The sequence below is a fragment of the Streptomyces sp. NBC_01233 genome (assembly GCF_035989305.1).
Lineage (GTDB): Bacteria > Actinomycetota > Actinomycetes > Streptomycetales > Streptomycetaceae > Streptomyces.
This window is the reverse complement of record NZ_CP108514.1, coordinates 2639658-2651612: the sequence shown is the minus strand read 5'-3', so window position 1 is coordinate 2651612 and position 11955 is coordinate 2639658. Positions and strand designations below refer to the sequence as shown.

Sequence of the window (11955 nt, the reverse complement as noted above, 5' to 3'; positions counted from 1 at the left end):
GGGGTTACGCCTTGCGGAGGCGGAAGGTGAGGGACAGGGGCTCGTCCGTGAAGGGGTCGCCGTAGGCGGCGTCGGAGTCGCCGGACGCGAAGTCCGTGGCGAGGACCTCGTCCGCGATGAGCCCGGCGTGGTCGGTCAGGGCCGTCACGACCTCCGGGTCCGAGGAGGACCACCGCAGGGCGATGCGGTCCGCCACGTCCAGGCCCGAGTTCTTCCGGGCCTCCTGGATCAGCCGGATCGCGTCACGCGCCAGACCCGCCAGCCGCAGCTCCGGGGTGATCTCCAGGTCCAGGGCCACCGTCGCGCCCGAGTCCGACGCCACCGACCAGCCCTCGCGCGGGGTCTCCGTGATGATGACCTCCTCCGGGGAGAGGGCCACCTCCTCGCCGCCCACCGAGACGACCGCGGAGCCCGAGCGCAGGGCCAGGGACAGCGCCGCCGCGTCGGCCGCGGCCACCGCCTTGGCGACGTCCTGCACGCCCTTGCCGAAGCGCTTGCCCAGGGCCCGGAAGTTCGCCTTCGCCGTGGTGTCCACCAGCGAGCCGCCGACCTCCGAGAGGGAGGCCAGGGAGGAGACGTTCAGCTCCTCCGTGATCTGGGACTGGAGCTCCGGCGACAGCGCGTCGAAGCCGACCGCGCCGACCAGCGCCCGCGACAGCGGCTGGCGGGTCTTCACGCCCGACTCGGCACGGGTGGCGCGGCCCAGCTCGACGAGGCGGCGCACCAGCAGCATCTGCTGGGACAGGGTCCGGTCCACCTGGGTGGCGTCCGACTCCGGCCACGCCGACAGGTGCACCGACTCCGGGGCGTCCGGGGTGACCGGGACGATCATGTCCTGCCAGACCCGCTCGGCGATGAAGGGGGTGAGCGGGGCCATCAGGCGGGTGAAGGTCTCGACGACCTCGTGGAGGGTGCGCAGCGCGGCCTTGTCGCCCTGCCAGAAGCGGCGGCGCGAGCGGCGGACGTACCAGTTCGACAGGTCGTCCACGAAGGAGGACAGCAGCTTGCCGGCGCGCTGGGTGTCGTACGCCTCCATCGCGTCCGTGACCTCGGCGACGAGGGTGTGGAGCTCGGAGAGGAGCCAGCGGTCGAGGACCGTGCGGTCCGCCGGTGCCGGGTCGGCCGCGGAGGGCGCCCAGTTCGACGTACGGGCGTACAGGGCCTGGAAGGCGACCGTGTTCCAGTACGTGAGGAGGGTCTTGCGGACGACCTCCTGGATCGTGCCGTGGCCCACGCGGCGGGCCGCCCACGGGGAGCCGCCGGCCGCCATGAACCAGCGCACCGCGTCCGCGCCGTGCTGGTCCATGAGCGGGATCGGCTGGAGGATGTTGCCCAGGTGCTTGGACATCTTGCGGCCGTCCTCGGCGAGGATGTGACCCAGGCAGACCACGTTCTCGTAGGAGGACTTGTCGAAGACGAGGGTGCCGACCGCCATCAGCGTGTAGAACCAGCCGCGCGTCTGGTCGATGGCCTCCGAGATGAACTGCGCCGGGTAGCGCTTCTCGAAGATCTCCTTGTTCTTGTACGGGTAGCCCCACTGCGCGAACGGCATCGAGCCCGAGTCGTACCAGGCGTCGATGACCTCCGGCACGCGGACCGCTTCGAGGGAGCAGCCCTCGGCGGTGCAGGTGAAGGTGACGTCGTCGATGTACGGGCGGTGCGGGTCCAGGGCGGACTGGTCCCGGCCCGACAGCTCGGTCAGCTCCGCGCGCGAGCCGACGCAGGTGAGGTGGTTCTCCTCACAGCGCCAGATCGGCAGCGGGGTGCCCCAGTAGCGGTTGCGGGAGAGCGCCCAGTCGATGTTGTTTTTCAGCCAGTCGCCGAAGCGGCCCTGCTTGACCGAGTCCGGGAACCAGTTCGTCTTCTCGTTCTCCCGCAGCATCGCGTCCTTGACGGCGGTGGTGCGGATGTACCAGGACGGCTGCGCGTAGTAGAGCAGGGCCGTGTGGCAGCGCCAGCAGTGCGGGTAGCTGTGCTCGTAGGCGATGTGCTTGAAGAGCAGGCCGCGCGCGTCGAGGTCGGCGGTCAGCTTCTCGTCGGCCTTCTTGAAGAAGACGCCGCCGACGAGCGGGACCTCCTCCTCGAAGGTGCCGTCGGGGCGGACCGGGTTCACGACGGGCAGGCCGTACGCGCGGCAGACCGCGAGGTCGTCGGCGCCGAAGGCGGGGGACTGGTGGACCAGACCGGTGCCGTCCTCGGTCGTGACGTACTCGGCGTTCACGACGTAGTGGGCCTCGGCCGGGAACTCGACGAGGGAGAACGGGCGCTCGTACGTCCAGCGCTCCATCTCCTTGCCCGTGAAGGACTCGCCGGTGGCCTCCCAGCCCTCGCCGAGCGCCTTCTCCAGCAGCGGCTGGGCGACGACCAGCTTCTCTTCGCCATTGGTGGCCACCACGTACGTGACGTCCGGGTGCGCGGCGACCGCGGTGTTGGACACCAGGGTCCACGGGGTCGTCGTCCAGACGAGGAGGGCGGCCTCGCCCGCGAGGGGGCCGGAGGTCAGCGGGAAGCGGACGAAGACCGACGGGTCGACGACCGTCTCGTAGCCCTGGGCCAGCTCGTGGTCGGAGAGGCCGGTGCCGCAGCGCGGGCACCAGGGGGCGACGCGGTGGTCCTGGGTGAGCAGACCCTTGTTGAAGATCTCCTTCAGCGACCACCACACGGACTCGACGTACTCGGGGTCCATGGTCCGGTAGGCGTCGTCCAGGTCGACCCAGTAGCCCATGCGGGTCGTGAGCTCGGTGAACGCGTCGGTGTGGCGGGTCACGGACTCGCGGCACTTGGCGTTGAACTCGGCGATGCCGTACGCCTCGATGTCCTGCTTGCCGTTGAAGCCGAGCTCCTTCTCGACGGCGAGCTCGACGGGCAGGCCGTGGCAGTCCCAGCCGGCCTTGCGGGCCACGTGGTAGCCGCGCATGGTGCGGAAGCGGGGGAAGACGTCCTTGAAGACGCGGGCCTCGATGTGGTGCGCGCCGGGCATGCCGTTCGCGGTGGGCGGGCCCTCGTAGAAGACCCACTCGGGGCGGCCCTCGGACTGCTCCAGGGTCTTGGCGAAGGTCTTGCTCTCGCGCCAGAAGTCGAGGACCGCGTGCTCGAGGGCAGGCAGGTCGACCTGGGCGGGTACCGGGCGGTACTGCGGCGGTGTGGTCATGAGGCTGAACTCTTCCTCCGGCGGGGTGTCACTTCCGTCCGGAGGGACGAGAGCCGAATGCTGCTCCCGCGGTACCACCCTCCTTGGCCGCCGGACGGATCCGGTGGCCCCCTCATTGGGGTGCGAAGCCGGTTCTACTCGCCGTACGGGGATCCGTGCGGGCTTTCTTCCGGCGGCTCAGGGGTGATCCTTCACATCGCGCTCGCCCCCGGGCTCTCACCGTCCCCGGGTCGCTCCTGGCTGCGTACGGCGCTACTCGTCCCCGTCCATGCCTTTCGCTGGGGCCAGTGTACGGGCCGGGCGGGCGCTCGGCAGACCGGTTTACGGGGGCCCGTGCGGGGGGCGGCGCCACGGCGTGGCGGGGGCGCGGCCGGCGCGCGGGGGGAGGCAGGGGCGGGCCCGCGCGTGACCCGAACGGGCCTGGGCGCCGGTACGGACGCGGGTGGGGCGGGAGTGGCGGATTACCGGGGCTCCGGATGGGCACAACGGATGCAGGTTGACCTCGACGGATGCGTGCCCCGTTGCCGCGGGGCTGGAGGCGATTTATCGTTCCGGCACGATTCGCGAGCATTGATCACAGTATGTGAAGGGGCCGCGGCCATGGTGGCGAAGAAGACCGCCGGGAGTACTGCCAAGAAGGCTGTCGGGAAGGCCGCGGGAAAGGCGGAGGCCTCCGAGGACGCGGCTCCCGCCAAGAAGGCGACCGCTGCCGGGAAGACCGCTGCCGCCACCCGTGCGCCGGCCACGAAGGCGCCGGCGAAGAAGGCGCCGACGAAGAAGACTCCGGCGAAGAAGGCGCCGGCCAGGACGGCGACGGCCGACAGGGCGACCGCCGTGAAGAAGACGACCGCCGTCGAGAAGCGGACGGCCACGGCCAAACAGGCCGGGGCCGAGGGGGCGGCGCATGCCGCGAAGAAGACGGGAGTCCGCAAAGTGGTTGCCAAGAAGAGCACCGGTACGGCGAGGAAGACGGCCGCCGCGGCCACCAGCGGGCTGCCCAAGGTTCGGGCCACCGCGGCCCTCACCCCCGGCGAGCTCGCCGTACGGCCCGGTGAGGACCCCTGGACCCAGACGGAGGTCGACGAGGCCCGCAGCGAGCTGACGGGCGAGGTGCTGCGGCTGCGCGCCGAGCTCGACGCCTCCGAGGTGGCGATCACCGGCCTGATGCGGGACTCGGGCGACGGCGCGGGCGACGACCAGGCCGACACCGGCACCAAGAACATCACCCGCGAGTCCGAGCTGGCGCTCGCGGCGAACGCGAGCTCGATGCTGGAGCAGACCGAGCGGGCCCTGGAACGGCTGGAGGCGGGGACGTACGGCCTCTGCGAGAACTGCGGGCAGCCCATCGGCAAGGCCAGGATGCAGGCCTTTCCACGGGCCACCCTGTGCGTGGACTGCAAGCAGAAGCAGGAGCGGCGGCACTAGGCGCCGCCGTCAGGTGGAGGTGGGGCAGGCGGTGTGCGGGGGCCCTGACGTACCCTCGTGTCTCGTCAGGGTCCAGGAGGAGCCTGGTTCGAGCTAGTTCGAGGGACTCACGTGGCAGAGGCGGAGCGCATCATCGGTACGCCGGAGGTCGGGGACGACGCCCAGCCGGAGTCCGCCGTGCCCAAGGGGCGTCGGCGGATCGCGGCGCTGCTCGTCGTGGCGGTGCTCGCCTACCTGCTGGACCTCGGCACCAAGATGCTCGTCGTGGCGAAGCTGGAGCACCAGCCGCCGATCGAGATCATCGGTGACCTGCTGAAGTTCGAGGCGGTCCGCAACCCGGGCGCCGCCTTCGGCTTCGGCGAGGCCTTCACCATCATCTTCACCTGCATCGCGGCCTCCGTGATCGTGGTGATCGTGCGGCTCGCGCGCAAGCTCTACAGCCTGCCGTGGGCGATCGCGCTGGGCCTGCTGCTGGGCGGTGCGCTGGGCAATCTGACCGACCGGATCTTCCGTTCGCCGGGTGTGTTCCGGGGTGCGGTCGTCGACTTCATCGCGCCGGCCCATTTCGCCGTCTTCAACCTGGCCGACTCGGCGATCGTGTGCGGCGGCATCCTGATCGTCCTGCTGTCGTTCAAGGGCCTCGACCCGGACGGCACTGTCCACAAGGACTGATCGCGCAACTGATCGCGGGACCGCTCGCGGAACTGCCCGGCTGCCGAGTCCTGCATACTCGACGGGTGAGTACGATTCCCGAGATCCGCACCCTGCCCGTTCCCGATGGCCTCGAAGGCGAGCGTGTCGACGCCGCCATCGCCCGTATGTTCGGTTTCTCCCGGACGAAGGCGGCCGACCTCGCGGCCGCGGGGAAGGTGTCGGTCGACGGCAGTGTCGTCGGGAAGTCCGAGCGTGTGCACGGTGGCGCCTGGCTCGAAGTCGAGATGCCCGAGCCGCCGCGGCCGGTCGAGGTCGTCGCCGAGCCGGTCCCCGGCATGGAGATCGTCCACGACGACGACGACATCGTCGTCATCATGAAGCCGGTGGGCGTCGCCGCCCACCCGAGCCCCGGCTGGACCGGCACCACCGTCATCGGCGGCCTCGCCGCGGCCGGCTACCGCATCTCCACCTCCGGCGCTTCCGAGCGCCAGGGCATCGTGCACCGCCTCGACGTCGGCACGTCCGGCCTGATGGCCGTCGCCAAGTCGGAGCGCGCGTACACCTCGCTGAAGAACCAGTTCCGCGAGCGGGTCGTGGACAAGCGCTACCACGCGCTGGTGCAGGGCCACCCGGACCCGATGAGCGGCACGATCGACGCGCCGATCGGCCGCCACCCGAGCGCGGACTACAAGTGGGCCGTGACGCAGGACGGCAAGGACTCCGTCACGCACTACGACCTGATCGAGGCCTTCCGCGCCGCCTCGCTGCTGGACATCAAGCTGGAGACCGGGCGTACGCACCAGATCCGCGTGCACATGTCCGCGCACCGGCACCCGTGTGTCGGCGACATGACGTACGGCGCGGACCCGACGGTCGCCAAGCGGCTGGGCCTGACCCGGCAGTGGCTGCACGCGGTGCGGCTCGGCTTCGAGCACCCCTCCGACGGGCAGTGGGTGGAGTTCGAGAGCGGCTACCCGGCGGACCTGCAGCACGCACTGGACGTGATCCGGGCGGAGAGCGAGTGACCGCCGTCGGCTTCGAGGTGCGGGTCGCGGACTCCGAGGCCGACATGGCGGCGTGCTTCGCCGTGCGGGCCGAGGTGTTCGTGGTCGAGCAGTCCGTACCGGAGTCGATCGAGTACGACGCGTACGACGCGGACGCGGTGCACGTACTGGCCGTGGGGCCGGACGGGGCGCCGCTGGGCACCGGCCGGCTGCTCCACGGCGCCGCCGCGCTGGCCAAGACGGGCGACCCGGCGGTCGGCTCCCTGGGCCGGCTGGCCGTCGCCAAGTCCGCGCGCGGCCTCGGCGTGGGCGTGGCCCTGGTCCGGGCGATCGAGGACGAAGCGGTCCGGCTCGGACTGACGGGCGTCGACCTGGGCGCGCAGACGCATGCGCTCGGCTTCTACGAGCGCCTCGGATACGTGGCCTACGGCCCGGCATTCCAGGACGCGGGCATCCCGCACCGCGCCATGCGCCGCCCCCTGCCGTAGCCCGGCCCCCGACTGCGCCGCCACGGCGGGGGCCCCGCCCCCGAATCCCCCACGCCTCAATCGCCGGCGGGGCTGGATGTGGCCGAGCTGCGCTGACGGGTGCCGCCCGGCGGGCTGGACTGCCGCGGAGCGGCGATTTCAGCCCCGCCGCCGTTTGAGGCGCGGGCGCGGAGCGCCGTAGGGGTTCGGGGCGGAGCCCCGTGGGGTTCGGGCCGGGCCCGACACGCGGGTCGCCGTGGTCACCGCCCGGGCCGAGCGCAGCGGACTGGCAGGGTGGGGGAGTGGATCAGCTTGCCCTGCTGTTCGTGCTGTTGCTCGGCGCCGTGGTCATGGTGCCGCTCGGGGACCGGCTGGGACTGCCCGCGCCCGTCCTCATGACCCTCGGCGGGGTGGTCCTCGCGTTGCTGCCGGTCGTGCCGGAGGTCGAGGTCCCGCCCGAGTTCATCCTGCCGCTGGTGCTGCCGCCGCTGCTGTACGCCTCCGTGCAGCGGACCTCCTGGCGCCAGTTCGCCGCCAACGTGCGGCCCATCCTCCTGCTGGCCGTGGCCCTGGTGTTCGTCACGACCGCCGCCGTCGCCGCCGTCGCGTACACGGTGGTGCCCGCGCTGCCGCTCGCCGCCGCCGTCGCGCTCGGAGCGCTCGTGGCCCCGCCCGACCCGGTCGCCGCCACCGCCGTCGCGGGATCGCTCGGGCTGCCCCGCCGCATGGTGTCGATCCTGGAGGGCGAGGGGCTCTTCAACGACGTGACGGCGATCGTGCTCTACCACGTGGCGATCGCCGCGGCCGTCAGCGGCAGCTTCTCCTGGCCCGACGCGCTGGGGGAGTTCGTGCTGTCCGCCGTCGTCGCCGTGGTCGTCGGCCTGGCCCTCGGCTGGACCACCCACCGGTTGATGGGCCGGCTCGACGACGCCACCCTCCAGATCGGGCTGACGCTGCTGGTGCCGTTCGTGTCCTACGTGGTCGCGGAGGAACTCCACGGGTCGGGGGTGCTGGCCGTGCTGACGACGGCCCTGTTCCTCGCCGAGTACGCGTCCGACGCCGACGACGTGCTGGGGCGCCTCGCCGGGCACACCTTCTGGGAGGTCGTGGACACGCTGGTCACCGGGGTGGCCTTCGGGCTGATCGGGCTGGAGCTCCACAGCGTCTTCGCGACGGCGCAGGACCGCGAGTGGGAGATGGCCGGATGGGCGGCGGTCGTCGTCGCGGTGGTGGTCGGCGTGCAGCTGGTGTGGCTGCTGCCGGCCGGCCGGCTGGCTCGCGAAGAGGCTGCACCAGCGGCGCGACTACGACGAGGAGATCCCGCTGAGCTGGCGGGAGAGCGTGGTCATGTGGTGGGCCGGGATGCGCGGGGTGGCCTCGGTGGCCCTGGCCCTGGCCATCCCGCTGAAGACGGACTCCGGCGAACCCTTCCCGGCGCGGGACGAGATGATCTTCATCGCGTTCGCGGTGATCATGGCGACCCTGGTGTGCCAGGGGCTGACCCTGCCGTGGCTGGTGCGGCGGCTGGGCGTGGAGGAGGACCACGACGTGCGGCGGGACGCCGAGCGTCAGCTGGCGATCCGCGCCGCCAAGGCCGCGAAGCGGCGGCTGAAGGAGATCGACGAGGCCGAGGGCCTGCCGGAGGACCTGATCGAGCAGCTGACCCGGCGCGCGTACGACGTGGGGGCCAGGATCAGCCCGGACATGGTGGACGAGGAACGGCGCGAGGCGTACGCGAAGCGGGTGCAGCGGCTCCGCGACATCCAGCGGATCCAGCGGGAGATGATGTCGGCCGCCCGCCACGAGGTGCTGGCCGCCCGCAGCGAACCCGGCTCCGACCCGGAGGTCGTCGACCGGGTGCTGCGGCACCTGGACGTACGCAGTCTGCGCGCCCCCTAGGCAGGCCGGGACACCAGTCGCTCCAGCGGCCGGAGGAAGCGGACGTAGGGGGACCAGCGGGCCGGGCGGGCGATCGTGCCCGTGCAGGCCAGTTCGGCGCGGTCCAGGCTGTCCTCCAGGCAGGCGTCGTGTCCCTGCCGGAAGGCGAGGGGCCAGGCGATGCGGGAAACGCCGCTGACGGACATCGCGAGGGTGTGCCGCAGCACGGTCCGTTCCGCGTCGATGGCCAGCGCGGTGAACTCGTGGAAGCCGTGGAACCCGCGGGGCCCGGTGAAGGCGAAGCGGACCCAGGTCCCCGGCACGTACGCGGTCACGGTGTAGCGCACCGGTCCGTGTCCGCCCGCCGCGCCGACGCCCAGGGGGCGGTCGAACTCCATCTCCTCCCACAGATGGCCGGGCCACAGCCGGTCGTCCTCCCCGCTGGACAGCGTGTCGATGAGCGCGCCGACCTCGCTCTGCTTGGCCCCCAGCAGGCGTTCGTGCACGTTGTAGACGCCCATGCGTCCTCCCCTCAGATTATTAGAGATCACCCTCTAATAATCTGGAGGGTACTCTCTGATTCATGGCGAGACCACCCCGCTTCGACACCGACCAGATCCTCGACGCCGCCGTCCGGCTGGCGGCCTCGGCCGGACCGGGCGGCGTGACCATGTCCGCCGCGGCCCAGGCGGTCGGCGCGCCGAGCGGCTCCATGTACCACCGGTTCGCCGGGCGGACCGCCCTGCTCGCCGAGGTGTGGCTGCGGACCGTCGAGCGGTTCCAGGAGGGCTACTTCGCCATGCTCCACAGCGACCCCGACCCCCGCCGGGCGGCCCGCGCGGCCGCCCGGCACGTCGTGGCCTGGAGCCGTGCCCACCCGCAGGAGGCCGCGCTCCTGCTGTACGGCCCCGCGGAGTTCGGCCGCGCCGGCTGGTCCGAGGAGCACACCCGGCGGGCCGACTCCGGCAACCAGCGCGTGTACGCCGCCCTCGGCACCCTCGCCGACTCCCTCGGCGCGACGGACCCCCAGGGCCGGGACCGCGTCACCCTCGCCCTGATCGACCTGCCGCTCTCGGTCGTCCGCCGTCACCTGCGCGCCGGCGGTCCGCTGCCGCCGCACGCCGAGGACCTCGCCGAGGAGTGCGCGGCGGCCCTGCTCTAGACCTGGTAGCGGTCCGGGGCGAAGAGGTGCGGGTTCGCCGCGATCCAGTCCGAGGTCCGGCGCAGGCCCTCGGCCAGGGAGACCTCGGGCTTCCAACCCGCCCAGTCGCGGGCGCGGGTGTTGTCCGAGAGGAGGCGGTGGACCTCGCTGCCCGAGGGACGCAGGCGGGAGGGGTCCACCACCACCTCCGCGGCCCGGCCCGAAGCGGTGATCAGCGCCTGGGCCAGGTCGCCGATGGAGATCTCCTCGCCCGTGCCGAGGTTGACCACCTCACCCAGCGCCCGGTCGCACTCCGCCACCGCGAGGAAGCCCGCAGCCGTGTCCGTCACGTACGTGAAGTCGCGGGTGGGGGAGAGGGAGCCGAGGCGGATCTCCCGCGAGCCCGCGTGGAGCTGGGCCAGGATCGTCGGGATCACGGCGCGGGCCGACTGGCGCGGGCCGTACGTGTTGAAGGGGCGCACCACCGTCACCGGCAGTTCGAAGGCGTGGTGGAAGGAGAGCGCCATCATGTCCGCACCGATCTTCGACGCGGAGTACGGGGACTGCGGCTGGAGCGGGTGGCCCTCGGAGATCGGGGCCGTCAGGGCCGTCCCGTAGACCTCGCTCGTGGAGGTGTGCACCAGGCGGCGAACGCCGTGGCGGCGGCACGCCTCCGCCACGTTCTCCGTGCCGGTGACGTTCGTCTGCACGTACGCGCCCGGCGAGGCGTAGCTGTACGGGATCCCGATCAGCGCCGCCAGGTGGAAGACGGTGTCGCAGCCGGCGACCGCGTCGCTGACGCGGCCCGCGTCGCGGACGTCTCCCGCCCACATCTCCACTGGGCCGTCCGGGTCCGCGAGGTAGCGCGCCAGGTGGCCCTTCTCCGCGTACGGCTTGTAGTGCACGAAGGCGCGCACCCGGGCGCCGCGGGCCACGAGCAGGTCCACCAGCGTCGAGCCGATGAACCCCTCGGCGCCGGTGACGAGGACGGTGCGGTCGTTCCAGTTCAGGGTCATGCGTGCTCCAGGGTGGGGAGGCGGACGCCGGCGACGCGGAGGACTTCCGCGGCCAGCAGGTCGGCGGCCCGCGCGTGCGGGCCGGGGTCGGCGGCGCCGGCCATCGAGGCCAGCCGGACCGGATCGGCCAGCAGCGGGCCGATGAGATCGCCGAGGCGTTCGGCGGTGGTCTCCGCGTCGGGCAGCAGCAGCCCGGCGCCCGCGTCGGACAGCACCCGGGCGTTGTGGGTCTGATGGTCGCCGGGGGCGTGGGGGTAGGGGACGAGCACCGCCGGGACACCGGTCGCCGCCAGCTCCGCCACCGTCGCCGACCCGGCCCGGCACACCACCAGGTCGGCGGCCGCGTACACCAGGTCCATCCGGTCCAGGTACGGCACGGCCCGTGCGATCCGGCGCCCTCCGGAGGCCGCGAGGTCGGCGAGGGCGTCGTCCAGCGCCGCCGGCCCCGTCTTGACCAGCAGCTGTACGTCGTCACGCCCCTGCCAGAGCCGGGCCAGCGCGACCGCGGCCCCGGTCAGGCGGACGGCGCCCAGGCTGCCTCCGTTGAAGACCACCAGCCGCCGGCCCGCGGGGACCCGCAGGGCCCGCCGGGCCTCGGCGCGCAGCGCGACGCGCTCCGGTCCGGCCAGTTCCGCGAGCCCGGCCAGGGCCGCGGAGATCGGCATTCCCGTCGTCAGCGCCCGGTCGCCGCCAGCCAGATGGACGCGGCTGCGGTTGAAGGCCACCGCGACGTGCGGGGTGAGCCGGGCCGCGAACTGGTTGGCGCGTCCCGGTACGGCGTTCGACTCGTGGATCACGGCGGGCAGCCCCGCCAGCCGGGCGCCGAGCACGGCCGGCGCGCTCGGATAGCCGCCCATGCCGACGACGGCGTGCGCGCCCTGCGCCCGGATCACGGCACGGGCCTGGTGCGCCGAGCGCAGCAGGGCCGCGGGCAGCAGGTACCGCTTCGCGCCCAGCGCCGGATCGAAGGGGATCATGTCGACGGTGTGCAGGCGGTAGCCGGCGCCCGGGATCAGCTCGGTCTCCAGGCCCCGCTCGGTCCCGATGAACGAGACCACGGCGCCGGGGACGGCCGCGCGCAGGGCCTCGGCGAGGGCGAGCCCCGGGTAGATGTGGCCGCCGGTGCCGCCCGCACCGATCACGACGGACAGGGCCGCGGTGGTGTCAGGTGTGTGTCGAGTGGTCATGGCCGCACCCTCCCGGTGCGCCCTAAGAACGT

9 protein-coding genes and 1 pseudogene are annotated in these 11955 nt (G+C 72.6%); 6 read left to right on the top strand and 4 right to left on the bottom strand.

The window, feature by feature from the left end; translation table 11 throughout:
- Positions 1-4: 4 nt before the first annotated feature.
- Positions 5-3151, bottom strand: coding sequence for an isoleucine--tRNA ligase (ileS, locus tag OG332_RS12330; protein ID WP_327413498.1), 3147 nt, complete (start codon positions 3149-3151; stop codon positions 5-7).
- Between the two features lie 570 nt (positions 3152-3721).
- Here ileS and OG332_RS12325 point away from each other — a divergent pair.
- The 5 genes and pseudogenes from OG332_RS12325 to OG332_RS12305 all read left to right on the top strand — a co-directional run bounded on the left by OG332_RS12325 (position 3722) and on the right by OG332_RS12305 (position 8600).
- Entirely contained in the window at positions 3722-4576 is an 855-nt protein-coding gene (locus tag OG332_RS12325; RefSeq protein ID WP_327413497.1) for a TraR/DksA family transcriptional regulator, read from the top strand.
- Between the two features lie 111 nt (positions 4577-4687).
- A complete protein-coding gene (gene lspA, locus OG332_RS12320) occupies positions 4688-5248 on the top strand; it encodes a signal peptidase II (RefSeq protein ID WP_030707323.1) in 561 nt (186 codons plus the stop codon).
- A 65-nt stretch (positions 5249-5313) separates the two neighbouring features.
- Entirely contained in the window at positions 5314-6255 is a 942-nt protein-coding gene (locus OG332_RS12315; RefSeq protein ID WP_327413496.1) for an RluA family pseudouridine synthase, read from the top strand.
- Positions 6256-6299: 44 nt separating this feature from the next.
- Positions 6300-6722 (top strand): GNAT family N-acetyltransferase, encoded by a 423-nt coding sequence (locus OG332_RS12310; RefSeq protein ID WP_327419197.1) that lies wholly within the window; start codon positions 6300-6302, stop codon positions 6720-6722.
- A 281-nt stretch (positions 6723-7003) separates the two neighbouring features.
- Positions 7004-8600: pseudogene (locus tag OG332_RS12305) on the top strand (Na+/H+ antiporter).
- On the opposite strand, the gene OG332_RS12300 reads toward OG332_RS12305, so the two are convergent.
- Positions 8597-9100: an SRPBCC family protein gene (locus tag OG332_RS12300; protein ID WP_327413495.1), complete on the bottom strand. Its 504-nt coding sequence runs from the start codon at positions 9098-9100 to the stop codon at positions 8597-8599. The pseudogene OG332_RS12305 and the gene OG332_RS12300 sit on opposite strands and share 4 nt — an antisense overlap.
- A gap of 62 nt (positions 9101-9162) precedes the next feature.
- Between OG332_RS12300 and OG332_RS12295 the strand changes: the two genes are divergently transcribed.
- On the top strand, positions 9163-9741 hold the full coding sequence (locus OG332_RS12295) for a TetR/AcrR family transcriptional regulator (protein WP_327413494.1): 579 nt from the start codon (positions 9163-9165) through the stop codon (positions 9739-9741).
- On the opposite strand, the gene OG332_RS12290 is transcribed toward OG332_RS12295, so the two are convergent.
- Positions 9738-10736, bottom strand: coding sequence for an SDR family NAD(P)-dependent oxidoreductase (locus OG332_RS12290; RefSeq protein WP_327413493.1), 999 nt, complete (start codon positions 10734-10736; stop codon positions 9738-9740). The two genes, OG332_RS12295 and OG332_RS12290, sit on opposite strands and share 4 nt — an antisense overlap.
- Complete coding sequence (locus OG332_RS12285; RefSeq protein WP_327413492.1) at positions 10733-11923, bottom strand: UDP-N-acetylglucosamine--N-acetylmuramyl-(pentapeptide) pyrophosphoryl-undecaprenol N-acetylglucosamine transferase; 1191 nt, start codon at positions 11921-11923, stop codon at positions 10733-10735. Before OG332_RS12285 ends, OG332_RS12290 begins: the two co-directional genes overlap by 4 nt.
- Positions 11924-11955: the final 32 nt, after the last annotated feature.